Annotated in this window: 21 protein-coding genes; 8 read left to right on the top strand and 13 right to left on the bottom strand. The window is 43.4% G+C overall.

The genetic code is table 11. The features are described from left to right. Positions 1 to 51: 51 nt before the first annotated feature. From ACXACS_RS07410 to ACXACS_RS07380, 7 genes are all read right to left on the bottom strand, one after another. Positions 52 to 747, bottom strand: a complete 696-nt coding sequence (locus ACXACS_RS07410; RefSeq protein ID WP_474805431.1) for a GGDEF domain-containing protein — start codon at positions 745 to 747, stop codon at positions 52 to 54. Then, positions 744 to 1,280: a hypothetical protein gene (locus ACXACS_RS07405; protein WP_474805429.1), complete on the bottom strand. Its 537-nt coding sequence runs from the start codon at positions 1,278 to 1,280 to the stop codon at positions 744 to 746. The genes ACXACS_RS07410 and ACXACS_RS07405 overlap by 4 nt, the downstream gene beginning before the upstream one ends. 149 nt (positions 1,281 to 1,429) lie before the next feature. Then, a complete protein-coding gene (locus ACXACS_RS07400; protein ID WP_020746386.1) occupies positions 1,430 to 1,879 on the bottom strand; it encodes a DUF3010 family protein in 450 nt (149 codons plus the stop codon). A gap of 120 nt (positions 1,880 to 1,999) precedes the next feature. After that, entirely contained in the window at positions 2,000 to 4,654 is a 2,655-nt protein-coding gene (locus tag ACXACS_RS07395; protein ID WP_474805428.1) for an ATP-binding protein, read from the bottom strand. Positions 4,655 to 4,744: 90 nt separating this feature from the next. Further along, positions 4,745 to 5,929, bottom strand: coding sequence for a PQQ-dependent sugar dehydrogenase (locus ACXACS_RS07390; protein ID WP_474805426.1), 1,185 nt, complete (start codon positions 5,927 to 5,929; stop codon positions 4,745 to 4,747). 658 nt (positions 5,930 to 6,587) lie between these two features. Then, positions 6,588 to 7,049 carry a hypothetical protein gene (locus tag ACXACS_RS07385; protein ID WP_474805425.1) on the bottom strand — a complete coding sequence of 154 codons (462 nt, stop codon included), beginning with the start codon at positions 7,047 to 7,049 and terminating at the stop codon, positions 6,588 to 6,590. Between the two features lie 12 nt (positions 7,050 to 7,061). Beyond that, positions 7,062 to 7,868: an LEM-3-like GIY-YIG domain-containing protein gene (locus ACXACS_RS07380; RefSeq protein ID WP_474805423.1), complete on the bottom strand. Its 807-nt coding sequence runs from the start codon at positions 7,866 to 7,868 to the stop codon at positions 7,062 to 7,064. A 238-nt stretch (positions 7,869 to 8,106) separates the two neighbouring features. Here ACXACS_RS07380 and ACXACS_RS07375 point away from each other — a divergent pair, with 238 nt between their 5' ends. The 6 genes from ACXACS_RS07375 to ACXACS_RS07350 all read left to right on the top strand — a co-directional run bounded on the left by ACXACS_RS07375 (position 8,107) and on the right by ACXACS_RS07350 (position 12,912). Next, the gene (locus tag ACXACS_RS07375; protein ID WP_474805421.1) at positions 8,107 to 8,268 is read left to right on the top strand and encodes a hypothetical protein; all 162 of its coding nucleotides are present in this window, start codon (positions 8,107 to 8,109) and stop codon (positions 8,266 to 8,268) included. 444 nt (positions 8,269 to 8,712) lie between these two features. Beyond that, positions 8,713 to 9,126 (top strand): hypothetical protein, encoded by a 414-nt coding sequence (locus ACXACS_RS07370; RefSeq protein ID WP_474805419.1) that lies wholly within the window; start codon positions 8,713 to 8,715, stop codon positions 9,124 to 9,126. Then, entirely contained in the window at positions 9,116 to 10,090 is a 975-nt protein-coding gene (locus ACXACS_RS07365) for a hypothetical protein (protein WP_474805418.1), read from the top strand. The genes ACXACS_RS07370 and ACXACS_RS07365 overlap by 11 nt, the downstream gene beginning before the upstream one ends. Before the next feature lie 133 nt (positions 10,091 to 10,223). After that, positions 10,224 to 11,099 (top strand): hypothetical protein, encoded by an 876-nt coding sequence (locus ACXACS_RS07360; RefSeq protein WP_474805416.1) that lies wholly within the window; start codon positions 10,224 to 10,226, stop codon positions 11,097 to 11,099. Positions 11,100 to 11,222: 123 nt separating this feature from the next. Beyond that, a complete protein-coding gene (locus ACXACS_RS07355) occupies positions 11,223 to 11,579 on the top strand; it encodes a hypothetical protein (protein WP_377947973.1) in 357 nt (118 codons plus the stop codon). Positions 11,580 to 11,586: 7 nt separating this feature from the next. Beyond that, positions 11,587 to 12,912, top strand: coding sequence for a hypothetical protein (locus ACXACS_RS07350; RefSeq protein WP_474805415.1), 1,326 nt, complete (start codon positions 11,587 to 11,589; stop codon positions 12,910 to 12,912). 118 nt (positions 12,913 to 13,030) lie between these two features. Here ACXACS_RS07350 and gcvP read toward each other — a convergent pair whose 3' ends face one another. From gcvP to ACXACS_RS07320, 6 genes are all read right to left on the bottom strand, one after another. Further along, positions 13,031 to 15,940 (bottom strand): aminomethyl-transferring glycine dehydrogenase, encoded by a 2,910-nt coding sequence (gene gcvP, locus ACXACS_RS07345; protein WP_474805414.1) that lies wholly within the window; start codon positions 15,938 to 15,940, stop codon positions 13,031 to 13,033. A 121-nt stretch (positions 15,941 to 16,061) separates the two neighbouring features. Beyond that, positions 16,062 to 16,451: a glycine cleavage system protein GcvH gene (gcvH, locus tag ACXACS_RS07340; protein ID WP_014950360.1), complete on the bottom strand. Its 390-nt coding sequence runs from the start codon at positions 16,449 to 16,451 to the stop codon at positions 16,062 to 16,064. A 26-nt stretch (positions 16,452 to 16,477) separates the two neighbouring features. Further along, the gene (gcvT, locus tag ACXACS_RS07335) at positions 16,478 to 17,557 is read right to left on the bottom strand and encodes a glycine cleavage system aminomethyltransferase GcvT (protein WP_014950361.1); all 1,080 of its coding nucleotides are present in this window, start codon (positions 17,555 to 17,557) and stop codon (positions 16,478 to 16,480) included. Between the two features lie 201 nt (positions 17,558 to 17,758). Next, positions 17,759 to 19,981 carry an alpha-N-acetylglucosaminidase gene (locus tag ACXACS_RS07330; RefSeq protein ID WP_474805413.1) on the bottom strand — a complete coding sequence of 741 codons (2,223 nt, stop codon included), beginning with the start codon at positions 19,979 to 19,981 and terminating at the stop codon, positions 17,759 to 17,761. A 59-nt stretch (positions 19,982 to 20,040) separates the two neighbouring features. Further along, positions 20,041 to 22,686 (bottom strand): TonB-dependent receptor, encoded by a 2,646-nt coding sequence (locus tag ACXACS_RS07325; RefSeq protein ID WP_474805412.1) that lies wholly within the window; start codon positions 22,684 to 22,686, stop codon positions 20,041 to 20,043. A gap of 205 nt (positions 22,687 to 22,891) precedes the next feature. Beyond that, positions 22,892 to 23,926, bottom strand: coding sequence for a LacI family DNA-binding transcriptional regulator (locus ACXACS_RS07320; RefSeq protein ID WP_474805411.1), 1,035 nt, complete (start codon positions 23,924 to 23,926; stop codon positions 22,892 to 22,894). A gap of 201 nt (positions 23,927 to 24,127) precedes the next feature. Here ACXACS_RS07320 and ACXACS_RS07315 point away from each other — a divergent pair, with 201 nt between their 5' ends. Together ACXACS_RS07315 and ACXACS_RS07310 are read left to right on the top strand one after the other, a co-directional pair. Further along, complete coding sequence (locus ACXACS_RS07315) at positions 24,128 to 25,213, top strand: acyltransferase family protein (protein WP_474805410.1); 1,086 nt, start codon at positions 24,128 to 24,130, stop codon at positions 25,211 to 25,213. A gap of 10 nt (positions 25,214 to 25,223) precedes the next feature. Further along, positions 25,224 to 26,102, top strand: a complete 879-nt coding sequence (locus ACXACS_RS07310) for a glucosamine kinase nucleotide-binding domain-containing protein (RefSeq protein WP_474805409.1) — start codon at positions 25,224 to 25,226, stop codon at positions 26,100 to 26,102. Position 26,103 lies beyond the last annotated feature (1 nt).

The following is a 26,103-nucleotide window of genomic DNA, read 5'->3' as shown; positions in this document are numbered from 1 at the left end:
AATGGGCTTGTTGCTACCCTTACCTTTTAGTTGTTTAACATATTTCCGTGCTTATACGCCATGACGCAGCGAAATAACAAACTGATTTTTGCCCTGTTTTTTAGCTTGATAAAGAGACATGTCCGCTTTTTCATATGCAGCCTCATAGTGTGCATAAAAGTCGTTAAGTCGTGCGGCGCCAACGCTTATAGTGACCTGAATGTTAATATCACTATCTAAATAAAAACGTTTGCTTGCTACGCTTTTTACTAACCTATCGGCCAACTCTTCTACCTTATCTTCAGAACATATAAATATAACGAACTCTTCTCCTCCGAGTCTTGCTAATACATCTTCACTTCTGATGACGTTTGATAGACGTGCTGAAACCTCCTGAAGAACTTTATCGCCGTGAGAATGCCCATAAGAGTCGTTAATTTGTTTGAAGTCATCAATATCAACAATCAGGAGAAACCCTTTTTCACCCTCTTTCTTCTCCATCGCAGCTTCAAAGCCTCTGCGGTTTAGCAGTGTGGTAAGCGGATCATGATTCGCAGACGTTTCCGCCGCTTTTAAAGCAGCACCTTTTTTTCTACTCAAAAAGCCAGCTATCGTTAAAAGTGAAAAGAAAAACAGTAGGTTTATAGCCAATATAATAGCGAGCATAATGGCATTCGCTGCCACTTCTTGATACTCAAAAACAGCGTCTGATACCGCATCTACCTCAAAGGAAGAAAACAAGGAAGCTATTAGAAATAGTTTTTTCACTGGTTTCTTCTTCCTTTGAGCAAGTAAATCGCTTCAATGACAAAACAAGGAATACTAAAATACAGTACAGACATTAATCCAACGGCTACAACGGGACCTGTCAGTAATACAGGCAGTGATGAGAGCAATACAAGCTTCGCGACGAAAAGGTGTGTCCACCCCATGACAAAAAGCATTAACCCACAATAGCGCAGGGGTAATCGCATCATAGAGCGGTGAAAAATCAATAACCCCGTGCAGAAGATGCATAACGAAATAGCGGCGTACGCATTTGCCATAGTGCCCAGAATTGCCAAGAAATTACTTAATGTCAGATCACTGAAGTTCCAAAATTCAGGCAACATAGCTAACTGAAAAAGCTTTAAATTTGTAAACAGTTTTATGAAATCAAACACTGGAATAGATAGCCTGTGTTCATCAATATCTAAAAGAAATATGAGCCTTATGACAAAGAATATTGAGAAGATAGATAGGATCAGTGTAGTGAGATTCAGCTGCGGTGAAAGCTTGGAAGAGAAAACGACTTTTAACATTCCTTGTTCTTATAATAACGACGTCTAGCCAAAGTCTGCCATATTCAAGCTAAAAATCAATCTCGAAAATTCATAACCAGAAGGAGTAGAGCCCGCAAAATAGATGCAGGCATAAAAAATTCTCCGTTTAAGCAGCAAACCTATGTTTATTATTGATCAGACTCTTGCGACGCATACTCATTTTTCATCAGCCATGCATAGGCTGTGGTAAACGCGGTTTCTTGGAACTGTTTTAAACCAGTTTCAGAGAACGGCACAGCTAGCGGGTTTCTGCGAAGCGACTCTTTAATATCTGTTGGGCTAAATACAATAACTTCTAACCCATCAATTAACTCAATAGCAGCCTCTAGCTTAAAGCCAATTGCACTTCCCGCAAATTTACCTTTGCTTTGACGCTGGCGAATGATTACCGCATCAATTTTATAGTCTTCGACAAGCTTTGCGAAGGTGCTTTGAAAGCTTTTTAAGCCCTTAGCGCTGGTATCGGCAAGGGTTAAACGGCGCGTACGGCAGTCGGGCAAATGAAACAAACCGTCAGCTAGCGACACTAAACTAATAATTGCTTCGTTACCTTTTAAATCTATACCACAGACTTTCATATTTATTCCTAATTACGTTTGCCTGCTATTATAACCCGTTTCGCAGCTGTTATTCACTTGTGAGCACTTTTCTTTACTCAGCACCAATCTTTGGCTACCGCACTGGCCGGCCTAGCAAACCTAACTTAGCACAGACTTAATAGTCTCTTTAGACAGGGGTTTTACAAAGTGTTCGTCAAACCCGGCAGTTTTAGAGTCTTCTACGTATTTGTCTGACCCCCACCCGCTTTGAGAATAAAATTTCGTATTCTCCGCTTCAGGTAACACCTTAAGCATTTTAACTAACTCGTAACCGTCTATATCTGGCATGCCGATATCTAGAAATGCATAGTCAGGTTTGAAGGTTTTAAATGCATCAACAGCTTCCTTAGGCGAGGTAATGCCCAGAGCGGTAACCCCCATAGATTCAGTCAGCAAACAATAAGCGTCGATAAGGTCTGCGTTATCATCTACAAACATCACTTTACCTTTGCTTTGAACAGAAGACTCCAGCTCTGTACTTTCTGTCTGTTCGTAAGCGGTTTTAGAAATAGGTAGCCTTACTTCAAAGGTACTGCCTTGGTCAACGCCATCACTCACTACAGAGACTTCACCGTGGTGCAAAGCCACAAGCTTACTCACAAGGGTTAGGCCAATACCAAGACCGCCTTTGGTATGGGTAGAATGGGCTTCAATTTGAGTGAACATGTTAAACACGTCTTTTAGCCTATCTTCAGGAATACCCATTCCGTTATCTTTTACAGAAACGACGATCATCACGCCTTCTTTTCTGATATCTACAACAATCTTTCCAGACTCTTTTGTATACTTGGTCGCATTGTGAATAATGTTAGAGAAGATCTGGCTTAAACGCGCTTTGTCGCCGTAAACGGTCACATCTTCCTCAAGACAACTTACGGTTATATCGTGCTTTTTCGCCTTTACTTGCTGTTCGACAATTTCAAGAGAATCAGAAAGCACGTCTTGAATGCTTAACCGCTCAAATTCAAGCTTAACTTTGCCTCGCGTAATACGAGATACGTCCATTAAATCGTTAATGAGTTTGGACATGTATTCGGCTTGACGATTAATAATTGCCGTTACTCTTTTGCGGGTTTTATCATCATCAACCGATTCTAAAATGCTTGCGCCCGACATAATTGGGCCCAATGGGTTTCGCAACTCATGCGCCAAGGTAGCAAGAAATTCGTTTCTGTAGTTATCCTGCTTTTCAAGTTCTTGGATACTGATATGCATACGTTCTTGCACATCAAGTGCATAAACCAAAAACATCCTGTTTAATCGGTTGGCAGTATCAACGTCAGTTTTATCAAATGTTGTTGAACGCCCTTCAATTGTGCGGGTATGGATAGTAAACGCTGAACGGGGTTTAAGACGTTCTGCTTTTGGCGCATCTTCAGATTTTTCATCTTCAGCGCCAATCCACTTTTGAACGCGATGGGTTTCTTTTCTAAACCAAGCGGTAAAATACTGCTTTTTCTCAAACAGCGGGATAATCATAATCCCCGCTATCCCATACTCTCGCGCTTCAGGATAATCATCATAAAGTGAATCGTTAGTGTAAGGGAAACCGCCTTCGCCGCTCGCTTTAGAAAAAATATCTTTGATAAGTTCTATTGGTAAGGTCTCACCAAGCGTAATGGTTTCGTACTGCGAATAGTAAACAAAACCAGAGCTATTAAGCGCATCTAAAAACGCCCGTTCTCCGCTTTTCACCACGCGACTGATAGGGTTTGCTGGCCCTATTCTGTCCAACATGGCGTCTACCGCTTTATCGGTAATATGCTTTTTGCGTTTCGCGATTTCTTCTTCTTTTGCCAACAGATGCCAGCTAAACAGTTGGCTTAAATTTTCGCACTGTAGCCTTACATTTTGCGGTATATAGCAGGGTTCGCGATGATGACAGGAAATAAGCCCGTATAACTCTCCGTCTGTCACTAGCGATATGGAGAACGAAGCGCGTAACCCTTGGTTTCTAATATATTGAAGGTGAATAGGCGAGAAGGTGCGCAACAGCGAACGAGTGAGGTCTAACCGGTCTCTTCCAGTCTCCTCGATGGACGGCACCAATCTAGCTGGGGGCAATTCTGTGTCAGGCGTTAACCTTACCCAATTTGTTTTGTAGAGCTCCCTTGCTTGTTTTGGTATGTCTGAAGCGGGAAAGTACAAATCTTGATAAGACTCCATATCTTCAGCCTTAGCTTCCGCGATAACCTTACCTGAGTAGTCATCGTTGAACTTGTAAAGCACCACTCTATCCATGTTAGTGAGATATTTAATGGTCGACACCATCTCTTGCGCCATCTCACCGAGAGATGTCATTTCCTTGAAGCGTGGCGCGATAGACATTGAATAAAGCTTAATGAATTGCTCTGCGCTGTAGGCATCTCTAAATTCTGTAGCAGGCTCGAGCTCGACCACATAATGATGACCTGAATCGTAAACAACCGCTAAATAATCTCCTGCTTCCCCTTCTACTAAAAGCGACGAATTTAAAATCAGCTTAATGGGTAGCCGTATTTTGCTCTTCGACACTCTATCGAAGGTTTCTTCAAGAAACGCGCGCTCATTAGTATCAGAGGAAAGAATATCTAAAAAGTTTTTACCTATGATCTTCTCAGCAAATATCGTTTCGCAGTTTTCACTAACAATTGAGATATTTAAATCGTCGTAGCTAAACGCGATAAGAAACCCATAACTTTGTACACTTTCGGGAATGTGTATTGGCTCGTCTTCACAACGTTCAAAGTTAAAGTTTTGAGGAGATTGAATCATAGAGGTCCTAAAATTTGTTTCCGTTTTCCATATTTGAGCGTGAATTGAAAACTATCACATCAACAAGCCAAATAATAACGTGCTTACGTTTTACTGGCTTAATTTAATCAAACGCCCACCTTCCTTATCTTCAAGCACATAGATATTACCCATGCTGTCCTGCTCGACTTCACGTACGCGTTTACCCCATTCGTAACGCTCTGCTTCTTCCACTTTCCACTTACCTTCTTCATCTTTGCCAAAAGCAACACGTACCAGCGCTTTTGAAGACAAACCACCGATAAAGCCGTTACCTTTCCAGTCGCTAAATTTATCGCCTTTATAAATAATAAAACCGGCAGGGCTGATAGCAGGCACCCACGCTAATTCCGGCGATTTAAAAATAGGAATATCTTCGTGATTAGGAATTTTTACGCCCGAATAATGGTCGCCTTGCGACACGGTGGGGTAACCGTAGTTGCGAGCTTTTTCGATAAGGTTGAGTTCATCTCCATGGCGCGGTCCCATTTCGTGAACCCATAAATTCCCTTGATCATCAAAATCTATACCAAGCGGATTGCGGTGCCCTAGCGTCCAAATTTGTTCGGTTACACTGCCTTGACCATAAAACGGATTATCTTCTGGCACACTACCCTCGTCGTTTAAGCGTACAACTTTACCTAAATTCATTGCCATATTTTGGGCTGGGGTGAATTTTTGACGCTCGCCAGAGGTAACAAACAAATGCCCGCCAGGTGAAAACGCCATGCGATGAGAGTAGTGACCATTACCGGTCACCTTCGGCGATTGACGCCAAATAAGCTCTCTATCAGATAGCTTCGCACCGCTATCAGAAATGGTAAGCGTGGCGCGCTCAATTACTGCGCCGCTAAACGCCTCATCTTTTTCATCTCGTTCAATGTAGGAAATATAAATCGTGTTGTTTGACGCAAAGTCAGGGTGAATAATAACGTCCCCCAAACCGCCCTGCCCACGCGCAGTAACATTTGGCACATTACTTACCGCAAAACGCTTTTGCTGGTTTTCATCAAGCAGCCATAAAGTGCCTGCCTTTTCCGTTACCAAGCTGTGACCATCCGGCAAAAACGTCATGGCCCAGGGACTGTCGAAGGTAGCTTGAACACTACCTTTAACGGTCGTGCCATTACTGCCTTTCATATCAATTTGTTCAGATGAGTTTGGCTGGCCAAACGTAAAAAAAGAGGTAGCCAAAAGCATAACCAATAGTGCAGCTTTTCGGCTCATGCTGTTTTTGTGCGAATTTGTTGTTTGCATCTGCGTTCTAACCTTTTTGAAGGTTTGCGTACTACTGGTTACACGTTGAGGCGTTAATTACACGTCAACGGGCGGCGCAAAGGGTTTTAGTTAGCATTAGTTACGTAGATTTAATTAAACAGGTTTATATTGTCGCGGTGGTTTTGTTATTTGTATTTTGAACGGTATGTACTTCCCTAAACTTTCTTTAATGAAGCCATACTTTACTTAAGCCCCGCCTATGTTATTTTCGATTTAGTTTTAGCAACGAAGATAAGGAGGTGATCATATGTCTAGAGTTAAGGTATTTGAACAGGCAGCTATGAGTGAGGGTCGTTCTAGCTAACCCCTTTTACGCAATTGCTCTATAAGGCTGCCTAGTCAGCCCAGCTCGGAAAGCCGCATCACGTTGCTGATTGCGGCTTTTTTCTGCGACTCTATCTATAAATTCATCTTATTAATAAGTAAGCAAGAATTTAGTAAAATGCTCTATTTAAAACCTTTTGGTTCTGTAGCTTTGTAAAACTTTACTCTCAGGCCCTTTGGTTTCGTTATTAGCACAGCTACGCATTGTGACTGTAAAGATTGATTAAGCGGTTAACATTGCCTACTCATCACACAAACCGAGTTTAATTCTAGTGAGAAAGGTTATGAGCGGTTGTTCTTTCTATAAAAATTATTAGCAGTCCCTTTCTTTGAGTGCATGTATCTCATAAAGCTGAATGTAACAAGCCAGAAGAAAAATGTTGTCGTGGTGTAAGCGTGTCCAATTAGTAAGACAATAATCGCCAAAAAGGTCTAAGTCGGCCTGATACTCCGTTTCTTTGTCCAACAACCGAGCGGTAGCACGAGCAATACTCTGTAACTCAATATCTACTTTCACATACTCTTCGGCTAACGCATCTTGAAGGCGGAACCCGATTGTCTCCAATGTATCGCCAAAGCAAAACTCATCGTCTGTACTAGCAATTAACGTTTTGTAAGCAAATAACTGCTGTAAATTTCTCTCTACTTCAGTTGGCAAATGACTAGTTTGAATAAGTTTGGGTACCTTATTAAGTTGTTCTGATACTTCAGAAGAAGGTGAGTTCAAAGATTCTTCGTATTGCCTATGCTCTTTTGTCGTCACCCTAGCTTTCATCTCATGTTTTCCTTACTCTATATGTTTTACAGATTGTCGAGGCCACACGAAAAGTTTTCCATTCTCAGTTATTCTAAATTGCGAGAAAGGAAACTCTGCAGTTGTAGCTAACTGCCCTACAAACTCCTTTAACCTTTTCTTTTCTTCTTTAACTTCCCCTGTGTTTTGTATCACCTCAATTTCTTTCTTACCGTACACTGAAGAAAAGGTCGAGCCTGCTGGTAACCACGAAACGACTCGGTAGGCTCCTATAATCGAATCACCGACGCAAGCTATAGCAAATGTTGGCTTGTCTAACATCGCTTTTTTTTCCGCTATTCTCCAAATACCTCTTGTTCGGTCATATAATTCGTGAGCTTTAAGGTGCGCTTGATAGTTTTTAACATGCAGGAGAGTTAGCCTAATGTTCTTTTCACGTGCAAACTCTTTAAGCTTTTCTACTTCAATAAAATCTGTTCCTAATTCGATAGCTACTTGCGCCCAGGTTTTTATTCCGACCTCGGTCTTATTTCCGCGTTTCAGGTTCGTCAATTGTGTATTCATGCTCAATGCATCTATCAATGCTGCCTCTACATGAGTAGCAACACCATCAGGTAAACTATGCCTTACAATGTGTATTATTTCAGACATATCATAACGTTTTAATAAAGCCTTGATTCTCTTTTCCTTTGCAGTTACAGCTTTTGCAAATCTAAAGTGTTCAGTTGGGCGCTCATTTGTTCTATTGTTTGTTTTCTTACTTGCCATTCCAACGTAAAAAATTTCGTTAGTGCCCGGGTCTACTAAGGCATATACATAATTTCCAAGCTTGTCTAACATGTAGCTTCTCCGTTTTGAATCCGATCTTTTTTTTCCAATATCGCTGCTTCTAAATTAAAGCCATCGTTCAAAAAAGAATGGCACATGTATCTGATATTTGCCCAATAGTTTTCCTTTGAAAGTAGTTTGGTTGACCCAATGACGTAAGAAACGTACGCTGATACGCTCACACGTAATGGAATACACATAATGAAAACAACCAAATACAAATCTCGTCAGCGAAATCTGTACACCTTTGATGAGCGATGCACTTGCGGCTTGTGTATTGACTAGCGACGGCAAAGTTGCATTCGGTTTTGGCGATAACTGTGAGTTCTCAACCGATGCGGCAGATGCGGCACTTATTCTTGAGCTAATTGGCAGGCTCACCGAATTGAAAAAACGCCGTTTGCAAGATTGAACGATTAGAACACCTTGAAGAAGAAACTGCTGTGCTTAAATGTAGAATTGCTTAAGGCTCATGAGCATGCGAGGCCTGCATACGCGTTCAGGTTACCTTTCCCTCGCCTTTGTAGTGCCATTGTCACTACAAAACTCATCGATACGATTTATAAGGCACAGCAACTAATCGAAGAATACGACTTAGAAGAAGTCGCTTTTCGTACATTCGATGTAAACTGGTTTAGCTCGCTCAACAATGTAATCTTTCAGGAGATTTACTCTAGCCTTCACATCACCAGTCGCAGTATTTATTTTTCTGTATTTTTCTGGCGCTTTCGCCCCAGACAAGATCCCGGTTTTTGTATCTACCAGATTACCGCTCTCAGCTATCGAGTTGAGTGAGCTCAATCTTTCACTGTTATCCTTGAGCCTATCGCAGAGTATAATTAGTGATATCGAGAATTTGGAAAGAGAATTCGAAATAGCTTGGGATAGACAAGATAGCCTTGAATCTCTCGCTCAATCGCTTGATAACTTGAAACCATCAAGCCTGATCGTTCGAAATAGTAAAATCGGCAACCTTGCTATTGAGGTAAGTTGTGAAATTAAGGAGCTTAAGAAAAAGACAGAGCAACTTGAGCATACCATTGAAGAACAGTGCCAATACCTCTGTAAAGAAGTATTTAATATCTCCATTGGCGATAGGGTAGTTACGCAGACTAAAATCGACAACAAGCATATTGAGATCCAGATAACCTCAATCCGCTATCATGATGGAACGTTATTTCTAGACGGTATTAAAGTACTGAAAAATGGAACTCTCGGAAAACGCACCGAAACGGCTTTTGTTTCGTTGAGGCCCAGTGATGAACGTTAATAATGTGCTAAGGTCGATACGCCAGTCGAGAAAGCTTCTGCCCATCTCAATCTACGGTTCGGACATCAAACCTTGCATACCCGCTGACAGAGAATTCTTCAATGTAATCAATCCTGCGCTCAAGCTAATGCTGAAAGCATTTAAAACGTCAGGCTTTACTGCCTATGTTTCTAAATGGGGTGAGCTGGGGATGTATTCAGCATCACTGGACATTGAGGTTTTGGTGCAGGTATCTTCCAACCTGAGCTATATGTCGAAAGCAAACACAGAATCTATAAAAAACAAAGGATATGAAGTATTAGAAATTGAAGTTCAGAGAAACCCATTTGTGCTGAGCTATTTTTTCCTAGGTACAGCATCAAAGTGGCGTCACATATCTTTTGATACTGAACTTACGTCAGTCGAATCAATATATCTAAACCTTATCGAGCCGATATTAAAGGTCAGCAAGCCTTTCTATGGCCGTCTAAAAGACTCCCTGCTTAAACAGAAAGATGAAGCGATAATATCACACGACTCATTATCCGCGTTTGCACACTACGCATCGTATCACGTCGACAAAGCATACGGGCTAGCGATGTACCGAAAGCTTACTGATGAAAAGTATATTTATAAGTGCTTCGCTAACAATTATGGCGCCGTCTTACTAACTCACAGTTGGCCTAGCGTATTTGTCGTTAATTGGTCTAAGAACGATCTAAAATTATTTGAAAAGTACTTACCTGAGATATTATTTCCTCTTGAGTTACAGTGTCCTTCTCTCAACGATATTCATCCGGAGTCCCCCGAGCACGCACTACTTCTCTACTCTTTGGATAATGCTCTTCTCAAGACAAAGGAAACTGTCACTTGTGCTGAAATTTGGCTCGCTCAAAGGAATCACTCTCTTAAAAGAACCTCTTGGAAAGAACTACTTTTCACCCCTTCAGAAATTGAAAAGGCGCTTAAACAGCTAAAAATATAGATTACTTTTCAATAACTTAAGGAATTCCGCCAGAATATTATTAATATTAATAACATTTCGACTTGCAAAGGAAAGAATAATCCGTAGAATCACTAGCCGAAATATTAATAATAACCATAACATTAAGGCTGACATGAAGCAGATTAAACATAAACTCATTACCCAAAAGCTTATTGAAGAGCGAGCAGAGCAATTGCTTAGTGCTCATATTAAGGCAAGTAAATGCATGACCTCTTTCATGCCAAAAATTGAAGGCGACATTTATGCGGACGAATTGCAGTACACAATAGAGCGTCAATTCCGCTACGGGATCTGTGGACACCTGTTTGAAGGCGAAATGTTACCCGATGATTTTTCGATGATGGAGATATTTTCATTATTAGAAAAGCTCTACGCAGGCTATCCGTTTCACGCGTTCGATGATAACTCTATAGCCGTTATTGAGACAATAAAGCTGGCAGCCAGAGCACGTCACGAGCTAGTGATAAACGATGGCGTCAGTATGCGTGAGCTGTACGAGTTGGACGACGATTTTGAATACACGAGTGGCCAGATAGAGTTGCGAGAGCTCGCTTCTATCGCTGATATGTCAGTCCAAAGTGTCAGGAATGAGAATTCAAAAAGCACTACGCCAATAAAGTTTAAGTCTATAAGCGGAAAACACTATACCTCTGTAGAGGAAGCTAAGAGCTGGCTTAAACAACGAAACTCTTTCAAGCCAACAATAAACTTTAATGAGCTACACGAGCGTGAGCAGCGTGATAATACTTTCTACGTGCCTGTTGCAAAAGACGGTACTTACTTCTCTAGTAAATGCAGAATGACTCGAGGATATCAAATTGGTGAAAAAGGTGCCGAGCGTTATATCGAGTCGTTTATAGATGCTAGAAATGAACTACTTTATATGCCACTAGCGAAGTGGCGCCGACCAAACGATAAGGGAAATTTTGGCGTTGTTACAGCTGTCGAATGGACGTTTATTTCTAAAGATGAAGTTTTGGAAGTTTAATTAAAGGGAGTGGGCTCACGTGAAATCACAAGTTAAATATAAGAAAGCAGTATCCACAAAGCGTATCTCTGCTGACGCAGAATTTATCCTGATGCTTCTCGGTATTATATTGGAGGATGAAAAGTGAAAATAACGAATCACGCCGAGCTCCGCCTTGCACAGCGCTCTTTTTATGAAGAGGAGTTGAAAATTCTTGCTGCGATTGGTGTTGTCGTTGAACAAAAAGGTGGCACATCTTTGTCTATTGTTCCGAAGGCTGAAAAAGCAAAATGGATAGGGACAATAAAAGAGGCTCTCTCAATGCTTTGTGGCCTTACGAACATACCTCTGCAAGAAAAAAAACGAGTACGCAAAGTACTTGCCCGTACCATTGAGAGACTGAGTGCTAAGAACCAGCCCTATTTTGTAAGTTATGACGAGGAAGACACAGTGATCACTTGCGGACATTACACCGCACGTCGTTTGACAAGAAACCACTGAGGACAATATGGACAACAATCAATTAAATAAACATATCGAAGCGCTTAGCGTGTATGCCAACGGTTCGCCTTTTTGCGAAGAACTTAGTATCGAGTCTTGTGGCAACATTGATGTGTACTTTTCGCCATTTGAACACGTGAACAAGCAAGCAAAAGTTGTGTTGGTCGGCATATCGCCGGGCGCAACTCAGGCCAATATAGCCAATCTAAAGGCCTCTGCACTAATCAAAACTGGCGAGAGCATAGATAGTATATCCGAAAAGGCTAAGCAATCCGGTGCATTCAGTGGCGCTTTAAGAAATAACCTTATTCGCTTGCTGGACTACATTGATATTAACAGTAAGCTTGGCATAGATAGCTGTGAAACGCTGTTTAACGAAAACAAACACTTGCTCCACAGTACATCAGTTTTTCGCTATCCGACATTGCAGGCTGGTAAGCCTATCAGTTCAGCCAAAAAAGGACTTTCAGACCCGCTATTAAAGCAAATGGTTGACAATTGTCTAGCTGACGAGGTTCGTCAGTTACATCAATCAGCATTTTATCTTCCTTTGGGTCAAGGCGTAGATAAGATTTTACTCGCTCTGTGCGAGCGTGGACTATTAAATAGGAATCAATTACTCATTGGTTTGCCACACCCGTCGGGTGCAAACGCCGAAAGGGTCGCTTACTTTTTGGGAGAGAAAGCTCGGGACAAGCTGTCAGATAAAACTAACGCTGACACGATTGACGACGCTAAGCGACAGCTTTTAACTCAACTCAATCGACAGAAATTGAGTGGCGAGCCATTGAAACGCTTCGGAGGCACACAACAGCGCTCTAGAATAACACCGGCAGCGCAAATGAGTGCCCCATCCGAAAAAGGTATTGAGAAAAAAAGTCAGTCAGTTTCTGCTGCCAGCCTCAGCTCAATGGTGTCAGCTGCGGACGGTTTTATGCTTGAAAACATAGAACAACAAATACGTGAGCAGGTAGCTGAGTTAAACCTTGAAGCAGCTCTAAGCAAATCCAGAACATCAAAAGAATTGGCTATTTTGCGTGGTGATAATACTGTCGCCTATATCAGTCGTAAAACAGGGCTCAAAAAAGGGGTACTAGTTGTCACATTCCATCCTAGCATGGCCTCTAAATTGGATAGCGTGGCGAGCAAAATGAACGGCGTGAGTATCAGCCCCGGCAAAGGTTCACGTTATATATCCAGTTCAAACTACAGAGGCTTCAACAGCAAAGGGTACTCTTCTCAGTTGACTTCAAATGAGCATCAAGCTGCTGCTTATAAAGTTGACGTATCCAGAGGATTTAACACGCTAAAATCCTTCTTAAAGGCTTGTTAGCCAGCTAACCTTTATCTGAAAATTTAGGAATTAACAAGCCTGCGACAAACTCGTTATCAGAGACTAAAAAGGGCCTTCCGGCCCTTTTCACAAACTTCATTCGATTCTCACAACCACCCTACTCCTCAACATAGCTCTCAATGCTAGGGCAAGAACAAATTAGGTTTCGGTCGCCGTATACGTCATCAATACGGTTAACCGTTGGCCAGAACTTGTTTCTGTGTACTTCTGGCGCTGGGTACGCCGCTAACATGCGGTCGTAGCTGCGGTTCCAGTCGCTGTCACAGATGTCAGCTAGCGTGTGTGGTGCGTTGTGTAGAGGGTTGTCAGTGGCATCCCACTCACCGCTTTCTACTTTCGCAATTTCTTGGCGAATGCTCACCATCGCATTAATGAAACGGTCTAGTTCGTACTTCGCTTCCGACTCGGTTGGCTCAATCATAAGCGTACCCGCTACTGGGAAGCTCATGGTTGGCGCATGGAAACCGTAGTCGTTTAGGCGCTTCGCGATATCTAGCTCGGTTACACCGCTTGCTTCTTTAAGCGGGCGAAGGTCAATAATACACTCGTGCGCTACGCGGCCATTGTTGCCTTTGTAAAGCACTGGGAAGTGCCCTTCTAGCTTCTTAGCCACATAGTTAGCGTTAAGAATAGCAACTTCGGTTGCACGACGAAGGCCTGCGCTACCCATCATTTTGATGTACATGTAGCTAATAGGCAGAATTGACGCACTGCCCCATGGCGCTGCCGATACCGCACCACAGTCTTTGCCTGCCGTTTCTACGTTAACAACCGTGTGGTTTGGTAGGAAAGGCGCAAGGTGCGATTTAACACCAATTGGTCCCATACCTGGGCCACCACCGCCGTGTGGAATACAGAAGGTTTTGTGTAGGTTAAGGTGCGACACGTCTGAACCAATGAAACCAGGTGACGTAATGCCCACCTGCGCGTTCATGTTCGCGCCGTCCATGTAAACCTGACCGCCGTATTGGTGAACAATGTCACAAATCTCGCGCACGGTTTCTTCATATACACCGTGAGTTGACGGGTACGTAATCATGGCGCACGATAGATTGTCACCCACTTCTTCCGCTTTTTTGCGAAGGTCGTTAAGGTCTACGTTACCTTTGCTATCACACGCAACTACTACCACTTTAAGGCTAACCATTTGCGCAGACGCAGGGTTAGTACCGTGGGCAGAGCTTGGAATTAAGCACACGTTTCTGTGACCTTCGCCACGGCTTTCGTGGTAACGCTGAATAGCCAATAGGCCTGCGTATTCACCTTGTGCACCTGAGTTAGGCTGCATTGAAAGCGCGTCGTAACCTGTTACGTTAATTAACCACTCGCTAAGCTCCGCAATCATTTCTTGATAGCCTACAGCTTGGTCTAGTGGCGCAAACGGGTGAAGCTGACCGAATTCAGCCCATGTTACTGGGATCATTTCAGCCGTTGCGTTTAGCTTCATGGTGCACGAACCCAATGAAATCATTGAGTGGTTAAGCGCCAAGTCTTTGTTTTCAAGGCTCTTGATGTAACGAAGCATCTCTGTTTCAGAGTGATACTTGTTAAACACTTCGTGGGTTAGGAAGTCGCTAGTACGTACTAAACCTTCAGGAATAGATTTTACGTCTTGCGTGGTTACTTCTGCATCCAGACCTTCCACTGTTAAGCCGTGCTCTTCACCAAGAAGTACGTCGAATAGTGCAACAATGTCTTCACGTGTGGTGGTTTCGTCTAGCGACACACCTACCGCACCTTCAAGGTCAGCACGCAGGTTCATGCCTTTTGCATAGGCTTTCTCTAGTACGTCTTCTTTATTGTTAACCATTACGGTTAGCGTGTCGAAGTACGTGCTATGTTTAAGAGCTACACCTTTTTCTGCACCTTTTTGGTTTAAACCAGTAGCAAGAATGTCGGCGAAACGATGAATGCGCTCAGCAATAGTTTTAAGGCCTTGTGGGCCGTGGTACACCGCATAGAAGCTTGCCATGTTGGCTAGCAGCACCTGCGCTGTACAAATGTTAGAGTTCGCTTTTTCGCGGCGAATGTGCTGTTCACGGGTTTGTAGCGCCATGCGAAGTGCTGGGCGACCACGGGTGTCTTTACTTACACCAATAATACGGCCAGGTAGTGAACGCTTGTAGCTGTCGCGTGTAGCAAAGAATGCCGCATGTGGGCCACCATAACCCATAGGTACACCAAAGCGCTGTGCACTACCCAGTGCCACGTCTGCACCTAGCTCGCCAGGCGACTTAAGCATTACCAAGCTCATTAGGTCAGCGGCTACTGCCACAATCCCTTTTTTCGCTTGTACCGCAGCAATGATGTCGCTGATGTCTTTTACTTCACCGGTAGAGGTTGGATATTGAAGTAGCGCACCAAAAATATCGTGTTCTGCTGCTTCTTCTGCCGCACCTTTGATGATTTCAAACCCAAACATTTCAGCGCGGGTTTCAACCACGTCAATGGTTTGCGGGTGAACGTCGTTAGCAATAAAGAACGCATTCGCTTTTTTGTTCTTAGATACACGCTTAGCAAGGCCCATGGCTTCTGCTGCCGCTGTACCTTCATCAAGTAATGACGCAGATGCTAGCTCTAAGCCAGTTAGGTCAATGGTTACTTGTTGGAAGTTAAGAATAGCTTCCAAACGGCCTTGGGCAATTTCTGGTTGGTACGGCGTGTACGCTGTGTACCAACCTGGGTTTTCTAGCACGTTGCGAAGAATAACGTTTGGTACGTGGGTATCGTAGTAACCCATACCAATGAAAGAACGGTTAATTTTGTTCTTTTGTGCAACGGCTTTAAGTTCTCTTAATGCTTCAACTTCTGTCGCCCCTTCACCACATTTTAGTGGCTCTGGTAGCGCAATACCTGCCGGTACAGTTTGCTCAATTAAATCGTCTAGTGAGCTTGCACCAATGGCAGACAGCATTTCTTCAATTTCGCCTTTACCCGGGCCAATGTGACGGCGGATAAATGTATCTTTTTGCTCTAGTTGAGCCAATGTAGGGGAAGTATTCGACATAACGTTGTTAAGCACTCGTAATGGTTGCCGCAAGGGCGCGTTAAATCTTTAAGTTAAAAAGGGGCTGAATTATCTTCATGCCCCTTTTCAAATTATGGTTCTTTTAAAACTGCGTAACGAATTACTCTTCGTCGATGCTGTTTTCGTAGCCTTCAGCGTCTAGTAGACCTTCTACTTCTGCCGCATCGTCAGCTTTAATTTTGAATAGCCAACCGTCGCCGTATGGGTCAGAGTTAACTAGTTCTGGTGAATCTTCTAGGTCTTCGTTAATCGCTACAATTTCACCTGAAATTGGCGCGTAAACGTCAGACGCTGCTTTTACCGATTCAGCAACACATACGTCGTCGCCCGTGCTTACTGCGTCGCCAACATCTGGCAAATCAACGAAAACCATGTCGCCAAGTAAGCCTTGTGCGTGCTCAGAAATACCTACAGTGAAAACACCGTCACCTTCAGGGCGAACCCATTCGTGCGTAGCGGCATAGCGTAAATCAGTTGGGATGTTGCTCATAATCGTTCCTGTTATTCTCTGTTAACTTATAAAACACTTTTTCCATTGCGAACAAAGGAGGGCTTAACCACTTTTACTGTAACCCACTTTTTGCGCATTTCCACTTCTACTGTTTCACCAACATCACTTGGTACTCGTGCCATCGCAATTGAGTGACCTAAAGTTGGAGAGAACGTACCTGAAGTGATAACGCCTTCGCCGCTTTCTGTTTTCACTTTAAGACCGTGACGCAGCACGCCTTTTTCCGTCATCACTAAGCCTACTAGCTTGTCGGTACCTGCTTCGCGCTGCGCTTCTAGTGCTTTACGCCCTACGAAGTCGCGATCAGCCGGTTCCCATGTAATTGTCCAGCCCATGTTGGCGGCTAGTGGTGATACGGTTTCATCCATATCTTGGCCGTACAGGTTCATGCCTGCTTCTAGGCGAAGTGTGTCGCGAGCACCCAGGCCGCATGGCTTAACACCCGCGTCTAGTAGTGCTTGCCAGAAGCTTTCCGCTTGTTCAGCTGGCACCATAATTTCATAGCCTGCTTCACCGGTGTAACCTGTGGTAGCGATAAATAAATCTTCTGCTTGTACACCAAAGAATGGCTTCATTCCCGCTACCGCTTCTTTTTGCGCTGCGCTGAACAAGGTGGCGGCTTTTTCTTTTGCGTTAGGGCCTTGTACTGCAATCATGGCAAACTCAGGGCGCTCGGTGATGGTTACGTCAAAGCCTTCTGCTTTGCTCATTAACCAGTTCATGTCTTTTTCGCGCGTTGCTGAGTTAACTACTAGGCGATAGTTAGTTTCGTCGAAGTGATAAACGATAAGGTCGTCTACAACACCGCCTTCTTCGTTAAGCATGCCGCTGTATAGCGCTTTGCCTTTGTCTTTTAGTTTTGCCACGTCGTTGGCTAAAAGGTACTGAAGATACGCTTTGGCTTGTGCGCCTTTTACGTCAACAATGGTCATGTGAGACACATCAAACATACCGGCGTCTTGACGCACAGCGTGATGCTCTTCAATTTGTGAACCATAGTTAATTGGCATATCCCAGCCGAAGAAATCGACCATTTTCGCACCGGCTTCTAGGTGCTTTGCGTGTAGGGCGGTGGTACTAGACATTCCACTTACTCTTTTTAATTTGAAAGGTAGAAAACGAAATTGAGTATAGTGAGCTAACGTTTATGCAACAAATTGGAAATTTTTATCAATACATTTAAAAAGCAAATGTATTAATGCAACTGGATTAGGAATACAAATATAAAAAGCCCCGTACTCAAGTTGGTAACGGGGCTTCTGATAAGAGCGGAACAACAATTTTTATTATAGCGAGATCGTATCCATAAGCGCTTGCGCATCTTCGATTGGTGTTTCTGGGGTATATTGCGTTGGAATTTCCGTTTGCTTTATCCAATCACGCTCCCAGTTTATCAGCGCTTCCTGAAGCGCAGCATCGTCAAACGGCGTTTGAGCTTCCTGTGCGATGCGGTACGCAGATAAATACATTTTCCAGCGAGGCAAATAATAGTCTTTGTACATACCCTGCCACGCTTTAGATGCATAATCTTTCAGCTTTGGTCCACCCCATTGCGTTACTTGCAGGCGCGCATTATTTACGTAATAAGCAGACTCTTGCGCAGTTTCACCATAAGCTGAGGCGTCACTTAACCACGTGTGCAGGCTTTCTTGATGAAACCCTAGCAAGTTGTCTAGCTTAGTGATGGCAACGTCAATTGAGGCCATAAGTTCGTCGCCACGTTCGAAGTCTTTTGATGAATACGCGTTAACCACCTCTTGCAGCATAAGGTCAACATGCAAAGACACTGCGTGCTTCACAAAATCGACAATATCGTACTGATATAGGTACGCATTATCCATCAACGGTGCCAGCTCAATTAGCTGTGAGATACCATCGTCTAAAGCCATTAAATTACCCGGGTGCCCATCAAAGTTTACAATGTCGATTGTTGGGCGCTTAAACAGCAAGTACGCGCCAGCTGAGCCTTCCCACCAGCGGCTTTTCCAATAGCTTACAGAGAACACTCCTTTTATCACCTTTTCCCATGCTGCGATAAGTTCGGGTGAAGTCTTTCCATAGCGCGCTTTAGTATAATTTGCTAGCCACTCTTTCATATCGGGCTTGGCGTTCCAAGGCAAATCGAACAGAAATTCATAGGCCACAGAATTGTTATGGAGCCCTTCGGGAAATACACCAAACCCGGTCAGCGCACCTTTTTTATCAGAGTTTGTCACCACGTCTAGCTGCTCGACATAGTCTGTGAAGTCAGCATAAACAGGATCTGAACCTCCATAGTTGTGAATGAAGCCAAACACCCATGGCTTGCCTTTGAAACCTTCCGTTCGCTGCCACACGTGATATCTGTCATTTCCGATATCGTGGATCATTGCTTTTTGATCAGGAACATCTTTTAAGAACGCTTCGATAGATGCGAGGTCCCAGAATTCTTCGTCTGCGCCAAACATCCATCCTTGCATTACCCACACAGCATCAGGTGCAACCTGCGCAATAGATTCGTAGATGCGTTTTCCATAGGATGCGAGCTCGGCGTGTCGGTTCTCCTCAGAAACCGGCGGTAGCATTTCGTTAAATGCGTCTGATAGGTAATAGTCCTGTACACCATAAATTTCGGTATAAAGCTCAATAAATCGCTTAGCCACTGTTTTAAAGAGGGGGTCAGCGGGGTCTAACCAATAGGTAGCATTTTCAAATCCAGTCCAGCGTGGCATTTCATAAACCTTGGCGTCGGGAAAACGCTCAACAAACGCTTTAGGTACGTAGCCACTAAACGCAGGTACAACGGGCTGCATACCCAACGCTTTCATGCGCTTGAGGATTTGTTTTTGCAATTGATGTTTTTTGTTTATCCAACTTTGCGGGAGAGGCCCCTCGTGCCCTTCGATATTCCCCATGCGTTGCCATGGCGTGAATGCTGGGCCAGAAAAGTAATCGGCTAGTTCTTTATCGGTAACGTCGAAATCCTTCCATAATGCTTGCCATACAAATTCTTGCCCTTCCATTGCTACAGGATTGTTTACTCCGTGAAGCGCCATCCAGTCTATTTCTTTCTCCCAACGCTCCCAGTCCCACCACGGTGTTGTATAACCGTAAGCACAAACATTCAGATAAGTACGTTGTGCAAATGGGGTTGTTGTTTTTGCCCCATCAAAGTCTTCAAACACGTCAGGGAACGCAACGCGCTTTCCTTCCCAACTTACTGACAAAGCGCCCTGTTCTCGTAAGTATTGATAAGCGCCATACGCTAGTGCGGTATGACTATTTGCCAGCACTTCCGCTTGCCCATCAATGACATTTACTTCAAACCACTCAGGCTCTTTATCAGTTACTTTAATCGTTGATATATTTTTTACTTGTCCCTGTGTAACTCGCTCTAGAACGGCGCTCACCTGAGGGTCTAACGGTTTAGATGCAACTTCTGAGACTTCTTGCTGCTGTTCGCAGCCAGCTAATACAGCAGATAAGCTTAGGCACAATGCGCTTATCGAGAGTGACCACGTTTTCTTCATTGCTTAATATCCTGATAAAATCGTAAAAAAATGCTGCGGTTGCCCGCAGCATAATTGTCTTAAAATGAGTAAACCGCACTCAGATAATAGCTAGTGCCTATAATACTTGTCGTTTGCCACACCGGCTTCTCTTCTGTGAAATAGGCTTCTTCGTTGTTACCGTTGATATTCAGGGCTCCAAAACGAAGGTTAAGTGCTTCAGTAACGTTATAGCTCAATAGAATATCAACCTGATTTCTACCGTCGACTACCCTTCCCTCGCGCGCAAAGAATGCATCAGTGTTATCTTGAACGTAAGGGCTACGGTTGTTCACTGCGACCCTTGCACTAAAGGTGTCGTTTTCCCAGTATCCGATGAAATTCCAAGTCTCTTCTGACGAATTAGTTAGCACGAAGTCTTCGCTATCTTCTGCATCGATGAAAGTATAGTTTGCTGAGAAACCGAAACCATCGATAGGTAGCAGTGCATCAAGGCTCTGGTTCCAACCTAGTTCATACCCTTTGATAGTCGTACCACTATCATCGTTATAGGTGCTGGTGATTTCATAGATGTTACCTTCTGTGTCCACACAATCTTCCGGCGTTCCACTTAGCGCAACGTCATTGTAGCTATCAGGGCAAACAAACTCAGAAACCGAACCATTCTTAATTTCTTTCCAGAAAAGGGTAAGTGCTAAGCTATTACCCTCGCCGTAGTACCACTCAAGCCCTAAGTCGGCTTGATCGGCAGTCAGCGCTTTCATGTTAGGCTGGCCAAGATCTACAGTGTAAGTACGCGTACCGAAAGAATTATTTACCGACGTTTCAGAGGCAGCAATTTGTGTGCGCGATGTCAGTAATGGACGGACTAGCACCTTGGCAGCAGCAAATCGCGCTTGTACTTCGTCTGTCAATTCAAGCACAAGGTTTACGCTCGGTAAAAAATTGTTGTAATCGTAGTCAAATGCCGTTTCGCCAATCACTAAACTGATTTCAGAGTTAATCGGGTTATCTTCACCGGTCAGATAGGTATTGATCGTCCTGTCGGTAGTTTCATAACGACCACCAATATTTCCTCTCAACGTCATTTCACCGATGTAACTTTCGAAATCAACTTTTCCGTAAACCGATAGAATATCTCGCTCTATTGAATATGAAGATTGAGCAGCGAATAAAGTTGGAACTGTTACCCCTTCAGCCACAAGCGCATCTCGGTAAGCTTGAATATCTGGCGCGATCCAGCCATGCTCTATGGACATTTGGTTGTCCAAGAAGTCAGTTACCATATAGTTAAAGTCACTCATTAACGGAAGGTCACTTGGGTCAGCTTCACCAATGGCGAATCTATCCGTACGAAAAACGTCTCTATTGAATTCTTCTTTACGGAATTTTCCTCCAAAAGCAAAACCAGTGAAGAAGTCGCCTTCAAGCACGCGAATTGCGTCAAATTGAAGTGCACTTTCAGAAGAGTCCATGTATCGAGTTGCTCCGTTTGGGTACTCGTTCCTTGGCATGTCAGCAGGGTATAAAGACGGGTCGGTTAGATCTTCATCCACGTTGAAGATAACGTTATTGCGATCTGAAATATCCATGTTTGCAGATACCGTAGTCGCTAAGATTACCGCTTCTTCTGCATGCACAGCCTCGCCTTTCGTGTAATGAGCTACACCGACTAAAGTCCAGTTTTCTGTCTCGTACTTTGACTCAAGCGTAAACGCTTTACTGGTAGCCTGTTTGTCCTCAGCTTGGCGATTATTTTCAAGAGTAAAGTCGTCAATACGCACTTGGTTATAAACGCCATTTACCGGCTCACCAAGTAGCGTGATATCGTCGCGATCGAACAAGAAAACCTGCTGGTTCAAATCTTGTACCGTATCGTCATCAGCATAAATTGCGGTAAACGTTGTTTCGAAATTATCGCTAGGACGCCACTGTACTGCGCCGTTCATCAAATAGCGTTTGGTTTCGCGGTCAATACGGCGGTAACGCGGACGTCGAGGAATATCATTGCCTTCATCGTCGCTGAACCACCTACCCATCCAGAAGTTATCTACCCTGTCGTCAAGTTCCTGATAACCTGCGTTTAAAAATAATCCTACTGTGTCATCAGCAAATTGGTCGATATAGGTGATATTACCTTTGGGGGTCACATCATCTGTGGGTGAGAATTCCGAATATTGCCCCTTAACGGAAGCTACAACTTTACGCTCACTGTAGGAAAGTGGCTTCGTAGTATCGATATTAATAGTACCTGACAAACCACCAGTATCCATGTCTGCACTGGGAGATTTAATTACTGAAATACTTGAAGCTAGCTCAGACTGTATAATGTCGTAACGAAAGCCACCAGTAAAATCCGCACTCGCCATAGTTTGGCCATTCACGGTAGTTCTGGCATATTGCGAGCCTAAACCGCGAACACTGATTGTAGAACCTCTACCGTTAATATTTGATATCTGTACGCCAGGGATTCGCTGGATTGCTTCAGCAATGTTCTCTGTAGGAAACTTTCCGATATCTTCTGATGTAATAATGTCTGCAACTTTCGTTTCATCGCGTTTTAGTGCCGCAGCTTGGACCAAACTAGAACGATAAGTAACGTCAATACGTTCAACTTCACTGTCACTTACGCCTGGGGCAGCTTGAGCAAAAACCAGTGCAGGCGAGCTAAGAATGCCTACGATAGCACTGGCGAGTAACGTTTTCTTTGGACGAGCGTTATTCATGATGTGGTTCCCATCTTCTTTGTAGTGGTTGTTGTTCAGCTTTAGGCAACCAGCTGATTAATTTTATTTCTTATTATTAACGATGATTTTTTCATCACCTGCCATTGACGCTACCAACCAATGTCAACGTTGTCAACAAAAAATAAGGAATTATTACTACGATATTGGGTAGACCAAAATATGAACTTTCAGTAAGACGAAAACGCTAAACTACGCTTTCAAGCGAATAATTAGAAGCCGAGTCTCTTACAACCACATCAAGAGAAAACCCTTTTGAATCAACAGCATGAATATCATTGGATTTCATCATTTCAATAACCATTGCTGCAGCTGTTGCTGCAATATCAAAGTTAGGCTGGTCAATCGTAGTAAGATGAGGCCACGTTTGCATGGCGAAGGGACTGTTTTCGAAACCAACAATCGAGATGTCTTCTGGAACTTTAAGATTGTTAAGACGCGCCATAAATACAGCTCCCGCTGCAATTTCGTCGTTACATGCAAAAATGGCGGAAGGTCGTTTGGGCATGGCAAGTACTTGTTTAGTCATATCCATGCCGGATTCGAATGTAAACTCTCCATCAATGATAAAATTTTTATCAAAAGGTAATTTTGCTGCTTCATGTGCCTTTTTAAAACCTCTTACTCTCCCTAAACTAGACTCATGCGATGCATGAAAACCAAGAAAAGCAATATCTCTGTGGCCTAAATCCAGCAAATACTGCGTTATTTTAAATCCCGCATCCACGTCGTCTACATGCAACACCGGGGCTAGATTATCAGGGGGTTGCTCGCCAGATAAGATCCTAACTACTTTAGCATCTCTACTGAGTAAAAATGTAACAAGCTCTTTATTTTCGGACAATGGCGGGGTGAGAATAATTCCGCCAATCTGATTTGAACCAATCATAGCCGCAAGCTCATTGCCTACCTCATCAGAATGAGAATCGGTGGGATGAATAACTAATTCAAACCCTTTTTTTCTGCATTCAGAAATAATTCCATTTTGCATTTCAATCACATAATGGCTGTTGGGATTGTCATAAACAAACGCAAGAGAGAACGGTGCTTTACGCATTACCCTTGCTGTGTGGTTAGGCTGATAGTTCAACTGCTTTATTGACTCAAGCACTTTTTCCTTTACCGACTCACTAACATTTGGTTCTTGGTTAACCACTCGCGAAACCGTTTTAAACGATACTCCCGCTAATTTCGCGACATCCTTAATAGTTGGCTTTTTCATGAAACTCTTTTTCGGTGAAAGGTATTGAGTGTTAGAGAGAATAAAGTGAACCCCCTGTTTAAGCAAATTTCTTGGTCTTCGTAAACCAATGAATAACTAATACAATTTCATCAAGGTTCAAAAAAACAACAATGACAACGTTGACATAAGTTAAAGAAAAGGGTTAGGGTTAAACAACTGAATATAAAAAAAGCAAGAAACATGACAACAAACACGACATCTTCACGACTTCTGTCTCTCGATGTATTTCGAGGGCTCACCATAATCGCAATGATTGTAGTAAACAGTCCGAATACTTATGGAGAACTCGCGCACGCACATTGGATAGGCATCAACTTTGCCGATTTAGTGTTTCCTTTTTTCATTCTCATTGTGGGTGTAGCAATTAGTTTGGGGTTCAAGAATATTGATTCATCTTCACCACAATTGACCAGTATTTTGAAAAAAGTGTGGAGAAGAGGCTTTACGCTCATTGGGCTCGGGCTCGTTGTTAATTTGTTCTATACCCACTTCGAACAAATAAGGTTACTAGGCGTCTTACAGCGAATTGGCATTGTTTATATTGCCTGCTGTTATCTTGCAATTTACTGCAAACCAAAGAGCGTGGTTAAAGTGGGCATTGGTATCTTGCTTCTGTACTGGGTATTTATTCTATTAGTTCCTGCCCCGGGCCTCCCTAGCGGGCATCTTGCTCGTGGAGAAAACATTATAAACTGGTTCGATCAATTTGTACCGGGTATGCTGTGGCGTGGTACTTGGGATCCCGAAGGTCTGCTCAGTACTTTTCCTGCCATTGTTACCGGTATTATGGGTATGCTCATTGGCCAGATTATAGTTAAAGGCAAAGACGACTTACCTACCACGGTGATGAATTTATTTGTATTCGGCTTTGTTACTTTTTCTCTAGGATGTATTTGGAGCCTAGGTTTTCCTTTCATCAAACAGGCGTGGACCAGCTCATTTGTATTAGCCACCGGCGGCATAGGCGCCATGATATTGGCCTGTATGATGTGGTACACCGATATTAAAGGCTTCAGAAACGGTACTAAAATAGCCACCATCTTTGGGGCTAACGCAATCACCGCATATATCCTGCACGTAATCATAGAGAAGCTACTTGATTGGGAAATCGCCGGTGTATCCGTTCACAACAGCTACACCACATTTATGTCTGATATGGGAGCAAGTGATTTTATAAGTGCAACGTTGTGGGTCATTCTGTTTCTCAGCGTTTGTTTTATTCCTGTATATGTCCTCTATCGCAAACAAATTTTCGTAAAGATTTAAGGTGGAATCTGTGACTCAGAATTACTTTGTAGGCGTTGATGGCGGTGGCACTAAATGCAAAGCGCGACTTGAAAACGAACAAGGCGAATTGCTTGGCGAAGGATTGTCAGGTCCATGCAACCCTGCTCAATCAGCCGACACCGCGTTCGCATCAATTATCGAAGCTACGACACTGGCATTAGAGGCAGCCTCAATGTCAGCGACAAAAATAAGCGATCTTAATGTTTGTCTAGGTCTTGCAGGTGTAAACGTTACGCGTTATCGAGAAATTGCACAGAGTTGGATATTTCCATTTAAACGTACACACGTAACCACCGATCTACACATTGCTTGTTTAGGCGCTCATGCAGGTCAAGACGGCGCAATTATAATAACTGGAACCGGTAGTTCAGCACTTGCAAGCTTGAGTGGAAACTTAACAAGTATCGGTGGCCACGGTTTCCCTTTAGGCGACAAAGCGGGAGGCGCATGGCTTGGCCTGCAGGCCTTGCAATACACCCTTGAAGCACTCGATTCCTTGGTACCTTCCTCTCGGCTCGTTACTGATATGTGCGAAGCTCTTGGTACAGACGACCCTCAAGCGATAGTCGGTAAGTCGCTGCACTTCAAATCGAGTGATTTCGGTAAGTTTGCGCCAATTGTTGTGAAATGTGCTAACGGCACTGACCCCGCCGCTCTTAATATTGTGAACGAAGGAAAACAGTACCTTTTAGGTGTCATTTCTCAACTAGAGGAGCTCGGTGCTAAACGCATTTCAATGATTGGTGGCTTATCTTCGCAATGGGTTGAGTGGCTACCTGACAATATTCAGCAACGTTTACAATCCGCGAAGTGTTCACCTGAATTTGGTGCAATTTCATTGATAAAAGACCTGGTAAAGGAGTGTTAAT

The sequence above is a fragment of the Alteromonas sp. AWM4_230 genome, assembly GCF_056158305.1.
The sequence above is the reverse complement of the archived record's forward strand: the minus strand, read 5'-3'. Positions and strand labels throughout refer to the sequence as shown.